We start from the raw sequence: 15,367 nt of genomic DNA, 5'->3' as shown, positions 1-15,367 counted from the left end.
ATGACCACCATCACCAAGAACACCCCCGCCGCCGACACCCCGGCACCCGCCTCCCTCCTCCCTCTGCCGGCCACCGCCGCACGGATCACGGCCCTCGCCGGATCCGCACTCGCCCTCGCCGGCACCTTCCTCGCCTGGACCTGGACCGACGAATTCCCCGGCGACCTCACCATCAACGGCCACCCCGGCGGCCTCCAGGTCCTCACCCTCGTCGGCTCCGCCCTCGCCCTGCTGTTCCTGCTCGCGGGATACGGCGTCAAAGGCCTGCGCTGGCTCACCCCCGGCGGCAGCAACAGCCCCGTACGCCTCCTCAGCCTCGGCATACTCGGCACCACCGGCTACGCCATCGGCGCCATATCCACCACCCTCGGCGGCCTGGTCAACCTCGAACCGGGCGCCTGGATCTCGGGCCTCGGCGCACTCCTCACCGTCATCGGCGCCTTCGGCCTCCCCGCCGACCAGGAGCCCGACGACGACACCGGCACCAGCTTCTGGGCCCGGCTGCGTCACAGCCTCACCGCCCCGCGCCCGCCGCGCGCCAAGGAACTCTCCTCCTGGGCAGAGATCCTCATCATCATCGGCGCCTTCGCCGTCGGCCTGTACGTCTTCGTGTACGGCATCGACACCCACTACGCCGAGCTGTTCATCGGCTTCCTGATCACCGTGGCGTTCGGCTTCACCGCGATCAACCGGGCCGGACTCGTCGCCCGCGTCTCGGCACTGACCGCCAAGCACCGCACCGTCACCATGGGCGCCGCCTTCGCGGCCGCGATCTGCTTCCCGTTCTCGCAGAGCAACGACCAGTTCACCCTGATCGGCGCGAACATCCTGATCTTCGCGACCGTCGCACTCGGCCTCAACGTCGTCGTCGGCCTCGCCGGCCTGCTCGACCTCGGTTACGTCGCATTCCTCGGCGTCGGCGCCTACACCGCCGCCCTCGTCTCCGGCTCCCCCCAGTCGTCGATCGGCGTCCACTTCCCCTTCTGGCTCGCCGTCCTCACCGGCGCCGCCGTCTCGCTCCTCTTCGGCGTCATCATCGGCGCCCCCACCCTGCGGCTGCGCGGCGACTACCTCGCCATCGTCACCCTCGGGTTCGGCGAGATCTTCCGCATCACCATGAACAACCTCAACGGCAACAGCGGCCCCGACATCACCAACGGCGCCCAGGGTGTCCCGAACATCCCCGACCTCAACATCCTCGGATTCGACTTCGGCCTCACCCACGCCATCGGCGGCTTCGACCTCACCCGGTCCGGCAACTACTTCCTGCTGATGCTGCTGTTCACCGCCATCGTGGTCCTGGTCTTCCGCCGCTCCGCCGACTCCCGCATCGGCCGCGCCTGGGTCGCCATCCGCGAGGACGAGACCGCCGCCACCGCCATGGGCATCAACGGCTTCCGCCTCAAACTCCTCGCCTTCGCCCTCGGCGCCGCCCTCGCCGGCCTCGCCGGCACAGTGCAGGCCCACCTCGGCTACAGCGTCACCCCCGAGCAGTACCAGTTCGCCGGCTCCGTACCGCCCAACTCCGCCTTCCTGCTCGCCGCCGTCATCCTCGGCGGCATGGGCACCATCGGCGGACCCCTCATCGGCGCCGCACTGCTCTACCTCATCCCGGCCAAGCTCCAGTTCATGCAGGACTACCAACTCCTCCTCTTCGGTGTCGCGCTCATCGTCCTGATGCGCTACCGCCCCGAAGGCCTGGTCGCCGACCGCCGCAAGCAACTCGAATTCCACGAGACCGGCCAACTCGACGTACCCGACGACAAGCTCCCCGACGGCGCCGTCGGCATCACCAAGGCGGGGGCGTAACACATCATGACCACCACCACTGCCACCGCGGCCGCACCGGCCACCACCACCGTCCTCGACGCCAGCGGCGTGACCATGCGCTTCGGCGGCCTCACCGCCGTACGCAACGTCGACCTCACCGTCAACAGCGGCGAAATCGTCGGCCTCATCGGCCCCAACGGCGCCGGCAAGACCACGTTCTTCAACTGCCTCACCGGGCTGTACGTCCCCACCGAAGGCCGCGTCAGCTACAAAGGCACCGTCCTGCCGCCCAAACCCCACCTCGTCACCCAGGCCGGCATCGCCCGCACCTTCCAGAACATCCGGCTCTTCGCCAACATGACCGTCCTGGAAAACGTCCTCGTCGGCCGCCACACCCGCACCAAGGAAGGCCTCTGGTCCGCCCTCCTGCGGCTCCCCTCCTTCAAGAAGGCGGAAGAAGAGTCACGCGCACGAGCCATGGAACTCCTGGAGTTCACCGGCCTCGCCGCCAAGGCCGACCACCTCGCCCGCAACCTCCCCTACGGCGAACAACGCAAACTGGAAATCGCCCGCGCACTCGCCAGCGACCCCGGCCTGCTGCTCCTCGACGAGCCGACGGCCGGCATGAACCCCCAGGAAACGCGGGCCGCCGAAGAACTCATCTTCGCCATCCGCGACAAGGGCATCGCCGTCCTCGTCATCGAGCACGACATGCGCTTCATCTTCAACCTGTGCGACCGCGTCGCCTGCCTCGTACGCGGCGAAAAGCTCATCGAAGGCACACCCGCCGTCGTCCAGGGCGACGAGCGCGTCATCGCCGCGTACCTCGGCACGCCCTTCGAGGGCGCCCCCGGCGCGGAGGAAGTCGCCGAGGTCGAGGCAGCCGAAGCCCACGCGCAAGCGGCCGGGTCGGATGCCTCGTCCGGCACCACCACGCCGGACAGTGAGACCGACGAGGCCCACGCCGACGACTCGGACGACGACGCGGACAGGGCGGACGACTCGGACGAGGCGCCCGAGGCGGACGAGGCGCCCGAGGGCGGCGCACCGGACACCCCCGGCACACCGGAGGCAGACGCGCCCAGCACCACCGAAGGAGACACCAAGTGACCACCCTCCTCGAAGTCGAGGACCTCCGGGTCGCCTACGGCAAGATCGAAGCCGTGAAGGGCATCTCCTTCAGCGTCGGCGCCGGCGAAGTCGTCACCCTCATCGGCACCAACGGCGCCGGCAAAACCACCACCCTCCGCACCCTCTCCGGCCTCCTCGAACCACTCGCCGGAAAGATCACCTTCGACGGCCGGCCCCTCCGCAAGGTCCCCGCACACAAGATCGTCGCCATGGGCCTCGCCCACTCCCCCGAAGGGCGCCACATCTTCCCCCGCATGTCCATCGAGGACAACCTGCGGCTCGGCGCCTACCTCCGCAACGACAAAGCAGGCATCGAAAAGGACATCCAGCGCGCCTACGACCTCTTCCCCATCCTCGGGGAACGCCGAAAGCAAGCCGCAGGCACCCTCTCCGGCGGCGAACAGCAAATGCTCGCCATGGGCCGCGCCCTCATGTCCCAGCCCAAACTGCTCATGCTCGACGAACCCTCCATGGGCCTCTCCCCGATCATGATGCAGAAAATCATGGAAACCATCGCCGAGCTCAAGGCCCAGGGCACCACCATCCTGCTCGTCGAGCAGAACGCCCAAGCCGCACTCTCGCTCGCCGACCAGGCCTACGTCATGGAAACCGGCACCATCAAACTGTCCGGCACCGGCCAGGACCTCCTCCACGACGAGTCCGTCCGCAAGACCTACCTAGGCGAGGACTGAGCCGTACGCACACGAAGAGGGCCCACCCGGTGAGTGACGGGTGGGCCCTCTTCGTCCCCGTACGTCTCCGTACGTCTGCTACTGGCCCTTCGCGGCCTTCTTCTCCTCGGCGTCCTCGATGACCGCCTCCGCCACCTGCTGCATCGACATCCGCCGATCCATCGACGTCTTCTGGATCCACCGGAACGCCGCCGGCTCCGACAGCCCGTACTGCGTCTGCAGAATACTCTTCGCCCGATCCACCAGCTTCCGCGTCTCCAGCCGCTGCGAGAGGTCCGCGACCTCCTTCTCCAGCGCCTTCAGCTCCGCGAACCGCGACACCGCCATCTCGATGGCCGGCACCACATCACTCTTGCTGAACGGCTTCACCAGATACGCCATCGCCCCGGCGTCCCGCGCCCGCTCCACCAGGTCCCGCTGCGAGAACGCCGTCAGCATCAGGACGGGCGCGATGGACTCCTCCGCGATCTTCTCAGCGGCGGAGATCCCGTCCAGCACGGGCATCTTCACATCCAGGATCACCAGATCCGGCCGGTGCTCCCGCGCCAGCTCGACGGCACGCTCACCGTCACCGGCCTCGCCGACGACCGAGTAGCCCTCTTCCTCGAGCATCTCTTTGAGGTCGAGGCGGATGAGCGCCTCGTCCTCGGCGATGACGACGCGGGTCGTCAGCGGCGGGACGTGCGACTTGTCGTCGTTGTCGTCGGCGACGGGCTGGGGCGACTCGGGGGCGGTCACGCGGGCTCCTCGTTCCAAGGGCAGGTACAGCTCCCCATGAGCCTACCTAGCTGCGGTATGGTGGACGCGCAGCGGGTCCAGGGAAACCTTGGATTCTGCGGGCCCCGGTAGCCCAATTGGCAGCAGGCAATGGATTCAAAACCCATACAGTGTCGGTTCGAGTCCGACCCGGGGCACTTTTCCTTGGATTCCAAGGTCACAAGCGGAATGGTGAACTTCACCCGACATCGTGAACCGCTCCCCCTTCACCAGCTCCGCCGCATCGCATCAGCCAGGCTCGACCGCGTGTACGACACCGACACAAGGAAACGGGCGCTGGCGCTCGTCGCCCAAGGCCGCAGCCTCAACTCCGTCAGCAAGCAGACCGGCATATCCCGGTCGGCCATCCGCTCGTGGCGGACCCGTCTCGAACCACTCGCCCGTACTGGCGAACCGTGTCCTCGTTGCCGGGACGTACCCGGCATGCCCGAGGACCCGGCGGCGTACGCCTACCTGCTGGGCCTGTACCTCGGCGACGGTTGCATCAGCGAGCACCGGAGAGGTGTCCATTACCTCCGCATCATGTGTGCCGATGCATGGCCGGGTCTCATCGACGCCTGCCAAGCCGCGATGCGTGCCGTACGCCCGGGCAACAGCGTCTTCCGTGTCCAGCGGCAGGGATGCGTCGCCGTTACGGCGAGCAGCAAGCACTGGCCCTGCCTATTCCCGCAGCACGGGCCCGGCCGGAAGCACGATCGCCCCATCGCCCTCGAAGACTGGCAGCAGGCGATCGTCGACGGGTATCCCTGGGAGTTCATCCGGGGGCTCATCCACTCCGACGGTTGCCGCATGACCAACTGGACCACTCGCATCGTCGCGGCTGAACGGAAGCGGTATGAGTACCCGCGGTACCTCTTCACCAATACGTCGGCCGACATCATGCGGCTCTACACCCGCACCCTCGACAAGCTCGGCGTCGAGTGGAAGCCGCTGAAACAGAGCCGCGCCGCCGTCACCGTCTCCGTCGCCCGACGCGCGTCCGTCGCGCTCATGGACGCGCACGTCGGGCCGAAGTACTGAGGAGGGGGCGTTATGCGAGGGGCTCGCCGATGTGGTGGACGCGGACGAGGTTGGTGGAGCCGGAGACGCCCGGGGGTGAGCCGGCGGTGATGATGACGATGTCGTCCTTCTGGCAGCGGCCGATCTTGAGGAGGTGCTCGTCGACCTGGGCGACCATCGCGTCGGTGGAGTCGACGTGGGGGCCCAGGAAGGTTTCCACGCCCCAGGTGAGGTTGAGCTGGGAGCGGGTGGCCGGGTCGGGGGTGAAGGCGAGCAGGGGGATGGGTGAGCGGTAGCGGGAGAGGCGGCGGACGGTGTCGCCGGACTGGGTGAAGGCGACGAGGTACTTGGCGCCGAGGAAGTCGCCCATTTCGGCGGCGGCGCGGGCGACGGCGCCGCCCTGGGTGCGGGGTTTGTTGCGTTCGGTGAGGGGCGGGAGTCCCTTGGCGAGGACGTCTTCTTCGGCGGCCTCGACGATGCGGCTCATGGTCTGGACCGTGGCGATGGGGTAGCGGCCCACGCTGGTTTCGCCGGAGAGCATGACGGCGTCGGTGCCGTCGATGACGGCGTTGGCGACGTCGCTGGCTTCGGCGCGGGTGGGGCGGGAGTTGTCGATCATCGAGTCGAGCATCTGGGTGGCGACGATGACCGGTTTGGCGTTGCGCTTGGCGAGTTTGATGGCGCGCTTCTGGACGATGGGGACTTGTTCGAGGGGCATTTCGACGCCGAGGTCGCCGCGGGCGACCATGATGCCGTCGAAGGCGGCGACGATGTCGTCGATGTTGTCGACGGCCTGGGGTTTTTCGATTTTGGCGATGACGGGTACGCGGCGGCCTTCTTCGTCCATGACGCGGTGGACGTCTTCGATGTCGCGTCCGCTGCGTACGAAGGAGAGGGCGATGATGTCGGCGCCGGTGCGCAGGGCCCAGCGGAGGTCTTCGACGTCCTTGTCGGAGAGGGCGGGGACGGAGACGGCGACGCCGGGGAGGTTGAGGCCTTTGTTGTCGGAGACCATGCCTCCTTCGAGGACGGTGGTGTGGACGTGGGGGCCTTCGACTGCGGTGACGTGGAGGGTGACGCGGCCGTCGTCGACGAGGATGCGTTCGCCGGGGGTGACGTCGGCGGCGAGGCCTTCGTAGGTGGTGCCGCAGGTGGTGCGGTCGCCTTGGACGCCGGGTTCGGTGGTGATGGTGAAGTCGTCGCCGCGTTCAAGGAGTACGGGTCCTTCGCGGAAGCGTCCGAGGCGGATCTTCGGGCCTTGAAGGTCGGCGAGGATCCCGACGCTGCGGCCGGTTTCGTCGGAGGCTTTGCGTACGTGCTGGTAGCGCTCCTCGTGGTCGGCGTAGGTGCCGTGGCTGAGGTTGAAGCGGGCGACGTCCATTCCGGCTTCGACCAGTGCCTTGATCTGGTCGTATGTGTCGGTGGCTGGGCCCAGGGTGCAGACGATTTTGGCTCGGCGCATGGGTCGACCCTATGGCTTACCGGCGGGTAGAGAATTGGTCCCGCGTGACTACTCAACAACCTTTCCATGAAGCCTCATTGACAAGTGTTGAATGTGTGCGGGGTGCTGCTCTGATGAGCGTCAGAGCTGGGGCGGGTGCATGGTGAACCGGGCGTTGACCTGGGCGGTGATGGTTTGGCGCTGGGGTTCGAGGTCGAGGGGTGGGGCGGCGGTTTCGCCGGTTTCGGCGGCGGCGAAGGCCATGCGGGTTCCGCCGAGGGGAGGGGGGTTGTAGGGGGTGGGGGGTTCGGTGCCGGTGTCGGCGAGTTCGACGAGGGCGGTGAGGTGGGTGCCGAGGGCTTCGGCGTATTCGCGGGCGCGTTGGACGGCTTCTTTGACGGCTTGGCGGCGGGCTTCGCCGTGGGCGGGTGAGTCGGGGCGGAGGGCCCAGGTGGGGCCGTCGATGCGGGTGAGGTCGAGGTCGGCGAGGCGGGTGGTGAGTTCGCCGAGGGCGGTGAAGTCGGTGAGTTCGGCGGTGATGTGGACGGTGCCGTGGTAGGCGCGGACGCGTTCGGCGCGGCCGTGGCGGGTGAGTTCGGGGGTGATGGAGAAGGCGCCGGTCTGGAGGTTTTCGACGGCGTCGCCGTAGGTTTTGATGAGGTCGAGGGCGGTGGTGTTGCGGCGGGTGAGGTCGTCGAGGGCGCTGCGCCGGTCGGTGCCGCGGGCGGTGACGGTGATGCCGATGCGGGCGATTTCGGGGTCGACTTCGAGGTGGGCTTCGCCGCGTACGGAGACGCGGGGGGTTTGGGGGGTGCCGTACGGGAGGTCGGTCGCGGGCTGGGGCTGGGATTGGGGCTGGGGTTGGGTCATGGGGTCCACTCTTCCGTAGGTGGTCATCGGATCGAAACCTGTGGGGGCTGTTGCGGGGGGCGTGTCTGCGCCAGAATCTACGCGCGTCATGCACTGAACGAAGGAGACCACATGCCGCTGAATCGAAGGACGTTCCTGGGGAGTTCGGCCGTGGCCGGCGCCGGTGTGGCGGTCGCCGGAGCGGTGGGAACGCCGGCGGCCGCGGCGCCCCGGGCGAAGCGGTACTCCTTCACCGTCATGGGCACCACGGACCTGCACGGCAATGTCTTCAACTGGGACTACTTCACGGACAGGGAGTTCGACGACAAGGCGCACAACGACGTCGGCCTGGCGAAGATCTCCACGCTCGTGGAGCGGGTGCGGGAGGAGAAGGGCCGTCGCAACACGCTGCTGATCGACGCGGGTGACACGATCCAGGGCACGCAGTTGTCGTACTACTACGCGAAGGTCGACCCGATCACCGCCGAGCGCGGGCCGGTTCATCCCATGGCGCAGGCGATGAACGCGATCGGGTACGACGCGGCCGCCCTCGGGAACCATGAGTTCAACTACGGCATACCGGTGCTGCGGAAGTTCCAGGAGCAGTGCGATTTCCCGCTGCTGGGTGCCAACGCGCTGGACGCGAAGACGCTGCGGCCGGCGTTCCCGCCGTACAGCATGCACCGGCTGCGTACGCCGTGCGGGCGGGATGTGCGGGTGGCGGTGCTGGGGCTGACGAACCCGGGGATCGCGATCTGGGACAAGGCGAACGTCAGCGGCAGGATGGTGTTCCCGGGACTGGAGGAGCAGGCGGCGAAGTGGGTGCCGCGGCTGCGGTCGATGGGCGCGGATGTGGTGATCGTGTCGGCGCACTCGGGGTCGAGTGGTACGTCGTCGTACGGGGATCAGTTGCCGTACATCGAGAACGCGGCCGCGCTGGTGGCGGAGCAGGTGCCGGGCATCGACGCGATCCTGGTCGGTCACGCGCATACGGAGATCCCGGAGTACCGGGTGGTGAACAAGGAGACCGGCAGGGACGTCGTGCTGTCGGAGCCGCTGAAGTGGGGCCAGCGGCTGACCCTGTTCGACTTCGATGTGGTGTGGGAGAGGGGCCGCTGGGCGGTGGAGAGGGTGGGCGCGCGGGTGCTGAACTCCAACACCGTCGAGGAGGACCCGGAGATCGTCAAGCTGCTGGGTGACGAGCACGAGAAGGTCGTGGCGTACGTCAACCAGGTCATCGGTACGTCGACCGTCGCGATGTCGACGGCGGACGCGCCGTGGAAGGACGAGCCGATCATCGATCTGATCAACCACGTCCAGGCGGAGACGGTGAGGGCGGCGCTGGCGGGTGGCGAGTACGCGTCGCTGCCGGTGCTGTCGCAGGCGTCGTGTTTCTCCCGTACGGCGAGGATTCCGGCCGGTGAGGTGACGATCCGGGACGCGGCGGGGTTGTATCCGTTCGAGAACACGCTGGAGGCGCGGCTGCTGACGGGTGCGCAGTTGAAGGACTACCTGGAGTTCTCGGCGCGGTACTACGTGCAGACTCCGGCGGGTGCGCCGGTGGACCGGGCGAAGCTGACGAACGCGGGTGGCACGCCGGACTACAACTATGACGCCGTGTACGGGCTGTCGTACGAGATCGACATCGCGAAGCCGGCCGGGTCGCGGATCGTGAACCTGGCGTTCGAGGGGAAGCCGCTGAACCCGGCGGCGCGGTTCGTGCTGGCGGTGAACAACTACCGGGCGTCCGGTGGTGGTGCGTTTCCGCATGTGGCGGGGGCGAAGCAGTTGTGGGCGAACTCGGACGAGATCCGGAACACGATCATCCAGTGGGTGCAGGCGCGGGGGACGGTCGACCCGGGCCGGTTCGCGTCGGTGGACTGGCGGCTGACCCGGGACGGCGTGCCGGTGTTCTAGCGATTGCGTTCGGTGTGCAGGGGCGTCTGGCGGGGAATGCCGGGCGCCTCTTGCCGTTCGAGGCCGAAGGTGGTGAAGGCGGTGCGGCGTGGGAGCGGGTAGGGCTCCTTGCCGGTGAGGTGGTTGAGGATGGAGGCGCTGCGCCAGGCGGCGAGGCCGAGGTCGGGTGTGCCGACGCCGTGGGTGTGGGTTTCGGCGTTCTGTACGTAGACGGAGCCGGTGACGGAGGGGTCGAGGACGAGCCGGTGGTGGGCGTCGATGCGGGGGCGGTCGGCGGAGTCGCGGCGCATGTAGGGGTCGAGGCCGGCGAGGAGGCGGCCGAGGGGGCGTTCGCGGTAGCCGGTGGCGAGGACGACGGCGTCGGTGGTGAGGCGGGAGCGGGTGCCCTGCTGGGTGTGTTCGAGGTGGAGTTCGACCTTGGTGGTGGCGAGGCGGCCGGCGGTGCGGACGCGGACGCCGGGGGTGAGGACGGCGTCGGGCCAGCCGCCGTGGAGGGTGCGGCGGTAGAGCTCGTCGTGGATGGCGGCGATGGTGTCGGTGTCGATGGCTTTGTGGAGCTGCCATTGGCGGGGGATGAGGGTGTTGCGTACCGGTTCGGGGAGGGCGTGGAAGTAGCGGGTGTAGTCGGGGGTGAAGTGTTCGAGGCCGAGTTTGGAGTACTCCATGGGGGCGAAGGCCTCGGTGCGGGTGAGCCAGTGGATCTTCTCGGCTCCGGCGGGGCGGGTGCGGAGGAGGTCGAGGAAGATCTCGGCGCCGGACTGGCCGGAGCCGATGACGGTGATGTGTTCGGCGGTCAGCAGGCGTTCGCGGTGGTGGAGGTAGTCGGCGGAGTGGATGACGGGGACGGTGGGCAGGTCGGCGAGGGGGCGTAGGGGGTCGGGGATGTGGGGTTCGGTGCCGATGCCGAGGGCGATGTGGCGGGTGTGGGTGCGGCCGAGGGCTTCGGCTTCGCCGTTGGTGTCGAGCTGGGTGTAGTCGACTTCGAAGAGGTCGCGTTCGGGGTTCCAGCGGACGGCGTCGACCTGGTGGGCGAAGTGGAGGCCGGGGAGGTGGTCGCTGACCCAGCGGCAGTAGGCGTCGTATTCGGCGCGGTGGGTGTGGAACCGTTCGGCGAAGTAGAAGGGGTAGAGGCGGTCGCGGCCGCGGAGGTAGTTGAGGAAGGTCCAGGGGCTGGTGGGGTCCGCGAGGGTGACGAGGTCGGCGAGGAAGGGGACTTGGAGGGTGGTGCCTTCGATGAGCTGGCCGGGGTGCCAGTGGAAGGCGGAGCGCTGTTCGTAGAAGGCGGTGGCGAGTCCTCCGGGTACGCCGTGGGCGAGGGCGGCGAGGGAGAGGTTGAACGGGCCGATGCCGATGCCCACCAGGTCGTGGGGCTGGTCGGGGTCGCGCTGGTGGTCGCGCTGGGGTGTGCTGCCGGTCATCGGGTGGTGCTGCCTTCCACGAGTGCGGTGAGTTCTTCGAGGTGGTGGGGGGTGGTGTGGGGGTTGAGGAGGGTGGCTTTGAACCAGAGGCGGCCGTCGGCGTGGGCGCGGCCGAGGACGGCGTGGCCTTGGGCGAGGAGGTCGCGGCGGGCGGCGGCGACGGCGTGGTCGGTGGCGCCGGTGGGGCGGAAGAGGACGGTGGTGAGGGTGGGGCGTTCGTAGAGGTCGAGGCGCGGATTTTTGTCGATGAGGTCGGCGAGAGCTTGTGCGGCGGCGCAGACGTGGTCGACGAGGTGGCCCAGTCCGGTGCGGCCGAGGGCGCGGAGGGTGACGGCGATCTTGAGGATGTCGGGGCGGCGGCTGGTGCGGGGTGAGCGGCCGAGGAGGTTGGGGAGGCCGGCGTGGGTGTCGTCGTCGGCGTTGAGGTAGGGCGCGGTGTGGCCGAGGGGGGCGAGGAGTGCGGTGTCGGGTACGGCGAGGAGGCCGGCGGCGACCGGCTGCCAGCCGAGTTTGTGCAGGTCGAGGGTGACGGTGCGGGCGCGGTCGAGGCCGGTGAGGAGGTGGCGGCGGGTTTCGCTGAACAGGAGCGGGCCTCCGTACGCGGCGTCGATGTGGAGGGTGGCGCCGTGGGCGTCGCACAGGTCGGCGATCTCGGGGAGGGGGTCGATGCGGCCGGTGTCGGTGGTGCCGGCGGTGGCGGTGACGAGGAGGGGGCCGCGGAGGTCGGTGAGGACGGCGGCGAGGGCGGTGAGGTCGAGTCGTCCGCCGGGGGCGGGGACGGTGACGGGTTCGGGCAGGCCGAGGAGCCAGGCGGCGCGGCGGATGGAGTGGTGGGCGTTGGCGCCGCAGACCGTCTGGAGGGTGGGGCCGTGGTGTTCGCGGGCGAGGAGCAGCGCGAGGTGGTTGGACTCGGTGCCGCCGGTGGTGACGAGGGCGTCGGGGTGGCGGCCGGTGGGGTGCGTCTCGGCGGCCAGGGCGCGGGTGACGAGCTGTTCGAGCGCGGAGGCGGCGGGGGCCTGGTCCCAGGAGTCGAGGGACGGGTTGAGCGCGGAGGCGGCGAGGTCGGCGGCGGCGGCGAGGGCGAGGGGCGGGGTGTGGAGGTGGGCGGCGCAGTGGGGGTGGGCGGGGTCGGCGGCGCCGTGTGCGAGGGCGGTGACGAGGGTACGGAGGGCCTCCGGCGCGCCGGTGCCGGTGTGGGGCAGCGCCGCCCCGAGGGCGTCCCGCACGTGTGCGGCGATTTTTTCGGGCCCGCCCGCGGGGAGCGGCCCGCCGCGTGCCGCCGCGCCGTCGCGGAGGGCGTCGAGCACGGTGTCGAGGAGGGGACGCAGGGCGTCGGGGCCGCCGGGGCCGCCGGCGAGGGGCGGGTGGAGGGCGTCGGGGCCGGGGCCTTCGGTGCCGTCGGGGGTGCTGGGGCCTTCGGGGCCGCCGGCGAGGGGCGGGCGCGGGGCGTGGGCTGCGTCGGGGCCCTCGGCGAGGGGCGGCGTGCTCCATGGGGTGCTCGACGGGGTGCTCCACGGGCTGCTCATGCTGCCAGCGTGGCCCGGCGCGGCGGAGCGTGGTTGCGGTGCGGCGCGATCACAACCCGAAAGGGGGACGAGGGGGTGGCGGGGCGGGGTGGGCGTGCTATGGGCGGCGGTGGGGTGGTGTCGGGCCCGGGGTGGGTTCTGGACCCGGCCCGGGTCGGGGCGCCCGGGGCGCGGGTGCCCGGGCGGGGGCGGGCGGTGGGGGGCGGCGTGGCCCCTCCGGGCTCGTCTCCTCGGCGCCGGCGGCCTTGGGTACGGATCCTGGGAGCCCATACATGGCCGCCAACCCCTGTGGGGACGACCCTGCACGGCCCCGCCACACGCCGTCCGCCGGGCGGTGGGGCGGGGCCGGTGGGTGGTCAGGCCTTGCGGACGCGCAGCGCGCGGCGGAGGTCGTCGATCTGGTCGGTGAGTTTGCGGCGGAGCGCCGGGAGGAGGTTGTCGTCGGCGAGGTGTTGTTCGCCGAGGCGGAGGTGGGCGGTGTCGACGGCGTGGGCCGGGAAGGCGTAGCGGCCGGCCGCCTCCGCGATGGCGGGGCCTCGGCGGTCGGCGAGGGCGGCGGCGTCGGGGTAGAAGCGGGGGACGTACTCCCGTACCAGCTCGGCCTGTTCGGGCTGCCAGAAGCCCTGGGCGGTGGCGGTGAACAGGTAGTTGGAGAGGTCGTCGGAGGTGAACATCCGGTGCCAGGCCGCCTGCTTGGCCTCGGCGGTCGGCAGGGCGGCGCGGCAGCGGGCGGCGCCCTCCTGGCCGGTGGCGCTGGGGTCGCGGTCGAGTTCGGCGGCGATGGCGGCCTCGTCGGTGGCGCCGAGGACGGCGAGCCGGGCCAGGATGCGCCAGCGCAGTTCGGGGTCGAGTTCGGGGCCGCCCGGGACACCGGCCTCGTCGAGCCAGCCGTGGAGGGTGCCGGGCCGGTCGGTGGCGTCGATGTAGTGGCGTACGGCGGTGAGGCGCAGGCCCGGGTCCCTGCCGTCCTCGGTGCGGCGGATGAGGTCGCGGGTGAGGTCGGTGAGCAGGGCGAGGGCGGCGGGGCGGTCTTCGGCGGGGACGTACCGGTCGGCGATGTGGGTGGAGGCGAAGCCGAGGACGCCCTGGACGATCGCGAGGTCGCTCTCCTCGGGGAGGTGGGCGCGGGCGGTCTGCAGGTAGGCGGTGGGTTCGAGTTCGCCGTCGCGGACCATGTCGCGCAGGCAGTTCCACACGACGGCCCGGGTGAGGGCGTCGGGGATGCCGGAGAGGGTGCGCAGGGCGCGTTCCTCGGAGTGCTCGTCGAGGCGGATCTTGGCGTAGGTGTGGTCGCCGTCGTTGAGGACGATGAGGGCGGGGCGGGGGCCGGGGATCGAGGCGGGGGCCTGCTCCGGGACGTCGATCTCCAGGCGGTCGCGGAGGACGAGGCGCCCGCCGTCGGCGAGGTCGTGGTCGTAGACGCCGACGGTGACGTGGTGGGGGCGGCTGCCGGTGCGGGTGACGGTGAGGGTGCGGCTCGCCTGGTCGTACGCCGGGGTGAGGGTGTCGACGCCGGTGGTGCGCAGCCACTGCTCGGCCCAGGTGTGGACGTCGCGGTCGGTGGCGGAGGCGAGGTTGTCGATGAAGTCGGCGAGGGTGGCGTTGGCGAACTTGTGGCGGGCGAAGTGGGTGTTGATCCCGGCCAGGAAGTCCTTCTCGCCGAGCCAGGCGACGAGCTGGCGGAGGGCGGAGGCGCCCTTGGCGTAGGAGATGCCGTCGAAGTTGAGCATCGCGGAGGCGGTGTCGGGGACGGCGTCGGGGTCGGGGGCGACGGGGTGGGTGGAGGGGCGCTGGTCGGCGTCGTATCCCCAGGCCTTGCGGGCGATGCCGAAGTCGACCCAGGTGTCGGGGTAGCGGCTGGTGGCCTCGTTGATGGTCTGGTAGCCCATGTATTCGGCGAAGGACTCGTTCAGCCAGATGTCGTCCCACCAGGTGAGGGTGACGAGGTCGCCGAACCACATGTGGGCCATTTCGTGGGCGATGACCATGGCGCGGGTCTGGCGTTCGGTGACGGTGACGGCGGAGCGGTAGACGAATTCGTCGCGGAAGGTGACCAGGCCGGGGTTCTCCATGGCGCCGGCGTTGAATTCGGGGACGAAGGCCTGGTCGTAGGAGTCGAAGGGGTACGGCTCGTCGAACTTCTCGTGGTACCGGTCGAAGCACTGGCGGGTGACGTCGAGGATTTCGTCGGCGTCGGCGTCGAGGTGGGGGGCGAGGGAGCGGCGGCAGTGGATGCCGAAGGGCAGTCCGGCGTGCTCGGTGCGGATGGAGTGCCAGGGGCCGGCGGCGACGGCGACGAGGTAGGTGGAGATGAGGGGGGTGGGGGCGGCCTGCCAGCGGCCGTCGCCCTGGTGGGTGGTGATGCCGTTGGCGAGGACGGTCCAGCCGTCGGGGGCGGTGACGGCGACCTCGAAGACGGCTTTGAGGTCGGGTTGGTCGAAGGCGGCGAAGACGCGCTGGACGTCCTCCATGAACAGCTGGGTGTAGGTGTAGGTCTCGCCGTCGCTGGGGTCGGTGAAGCGGTGCATGCCCTCGCCGGTGCGGGAGTAGCGCATGGCGGCGTCGACGCGGAGGGTGTGCTCGCCCTCGGTGAGGGTGAGGGGGAGCCGGTTGTCGGTGAGGGTCTCGGGGTCGAGGTGCTGCCCGTCGAGGGTGACGGTACGGAGGGTGGCCGGCTTGAGCTCGACGAAGGTGGTCCCGGCGGTGCGGGCGGTGAACCGGATGAGGGTGGTGGAGTCGAAGGTCTCATCACCGGTGGTGAGGTCGAGGTCGACCGTGTACCGGTGGACGTCGAGGAGCTGGGCTCGGGTCTGCGCTTCGTCGCGCGTCAGTACGGGCATGGGGCCA

The 15,367-nt window shown here is 70.0% G+C and carries 11 protein-coding genes and 1 tRNA gene; 6 read left to right on the top strand and 6 right to left on the bottom strand.

Going from position 1 to position 15,367, the window contains the following annotated elements; all coding sequences use genetic code 11:
* Genes AMK26_RS05520 through AMK26_RS05510 form a run of 3 tightly spaced genes read left to right on the top strand, consistent with a single transcriptional unit; the run spans position 1 to position 3,593 of the window.
* Positions 1 to 1,809 (top strand): branched-chain amino acid ABC transporter permease, encoded by a 1,809-nt coding sequence (locus tag AMK26_RS05520; RefSeq protein ID WP_073753066.1) that lies wholly within the window; start codon positions 1 to 3, stop codon positions 1,807 to 1,809.
* Between the two features lie 6 nt (positions 1,810 to 1,815).
* Positions 1,816 to 2,880: an ABC transporter ATP-binding protein gene (locus AMK26_RS05515; RefSeq protein WP_073752458.1), complete on the top strand. Its 1,065-nt coding sequence runs from the start codon at positions 1,816 to 1,818 to the stop codon at positions 2,878 to 2,880.
* On the top strand, positions 2,877 to 3,593 hold the full coding sequence (locus tag AMK26_RS05510; RefSeq protein ID WP_073752456.1) for an ABC transporter ATP-binding protein: 717 nt from the start codon (positions 2,877 to 2,879) through the stop codon (positions 3,591 to 3,593). Before AMK26_RS05515 ends, AMK26_RS05510 begins: the two co-directional genes overlap by 4 nt.
* A gap of 78 nt (positions 3,594 to 3,671) precedes the next feature.
* Here the strand turns inward: AMK26_RS05510 and AMK26_RS05505 are convergent, their stop codons facing one another.
* The gene (locus tag AMK26_RS05505; protein ID WP_073752455.1) at positions 3,672 to 4,331 is read right to left on the bottom strand and encodes an ANTAR domain-containing response regulator; all 660 of its coding nucleotides are present in this window, start codon (positions 4,329 to 4,331) and stop codon (positions 3,672 to 3,674) included.
* A 101-nt stretch (positions 4,332 to 4,432) separates the two neighbouring features.
* On the opposite strand from AMK26_RS05505, the gene AMK26_RS05500 reads away from it, so the two are divergent.
* Both AMK26_RS05500 and AMK26_RS05495 read left to right on the top strand, forming a co-directional pair.
* Positions 4,433 to 4,507: transfer RNA gene (locus AMK26_RS05500), tRNA-Leu, on the top strand.
* A 109-nt stretch (positions 4,508 to 4,616) separates the two neighbouring features.
* The gene (locus AMK26_RS05495) at positions 4,617 to 5,390 is read left to right on the top strand and encodes a helix-turn-helix domain-containing protein (protein ID WP_079277475.1); all 774 of its coding nucleotides are present in this window, start codon (positions 4,617 to 4,619) and stop codon (positions 5,388 to 5,390) included.
* A 10-nt stretch (positions 5,391 to 5,400) separates the two neighbouring features.
* Here the strand turns inward: AMK26_RS05495 and pyk are convergent, their stop codons facing one another.
* Positions 5,401 to 6,831 (bottom strand): pyruvate kinase, encoded by a 1,431-nt coding sequence (gene pyk, locus AMK26_RS05490; protein ID WP_073752451.1) that lies wholly within the window; start codon positions 6,829 to 6,831, stop codon positions 5,401 to 5,403.
* Positions 6,832 to 6,951: 120 nt separating this feature from the next.
* The gene (locus tag AMK26_RS05485) at positions 6,952 to 7,680 is read right to left on the bottom strand and encodes an SIMPL domain-containing protein (RefSeq protein ID WP_073752449.1); all 729 of its coding nucleotides are present in this window, start codon (positions 7,678 to 7,680) and stop codon (positions 6,952 to 6,954) included.
* A gap of 111 nt (positions 7,681 to 7,791) precedes the next feature.
* On the opposite strand from AMK26_RS05485, the gene AMK26_RS05480 reads away from it, so the two are divergent.
* A complete protein-coding gene (locus AMK26_RS05480; RefSeq protein WP_073752447.1) occupies positions 7,792 to 9,576 on the top strand; it encodes a bifunctional metallophosphatase/5'-nucleotidase in 1,785 nt (594 codons plus the stop codon).
* On the opposite strand, the gene AMK26_RS05475 is transcribed toward AMK26_RS05480, so the two are convergent.
* The 3 genes from AMK26_RS05475 to pepN all read right to left on the bottom strand — a co-directional run bounded on the left by AMK26_RS05475 (position 9,573) and on the right by pepN (position 15,360).
* Complete coding sequence (locus tag AMK26_RS05475) at positions 9,573 to 10,994, bottom strand: lysine N(6)-hydroxylase/L-ornithine N(5)-oxygenase family protein (RefSeq protein ID WP_073752445.1); 1,422 nt, start codon at positions 10,992 to 10,994, stop codon at positions 9,573 to 9,575. The two genes, AMK26_RS05480 and AMK26_RS05475, sit on opposite strands and share 4 nt — an antisense overlap.
* Positions 10,991 to 12,520: a pyridoxal phosphate-dependent decarboxylase family protein gene (locus AMK26_RS05470; protein ID WP_079277447.1), complete on the bottom strand. Its 1,530-nt coding sequence runs from the start codon at positions 12,518 to 12,520 to the stop codon at positions 10,991 to 10,993. The genes AMK26_RS05475 and AMK26_RS05470 overlap by 4 nt, the downstream gene beginning before the upstream one ends.
* A 356-nt stretch (positions 12,521 to 12,876) precedes the next feature.
* Positions 12,877 to 15,360, bottom strand: coding sequence for an aminopeptidase N (pepN, locus tag AMK26_RS05465; RefSeq protein ID WP_073753062.1), 2,484 nt, complete (start codon positions 15,358 to 15,360; stop codon positions 12,877 to 12,879).
* Between the last annotated feature and the right edge of the window lie 7 nt (positions 15,361 to 15,367).

Origin of the sequence: Streptomyces sp. CB03234, assembly GCF_001905885.1 — a bacterium.
Taxonomy (GTDB): Bacteria; Actinomycetota; Actinomycetes; order Streptomycetales; family Streptomycetaceae; genus Streptomyces.
This window is presented reverse-complemented; position numbering and strand designations above follow the sequence as displayed.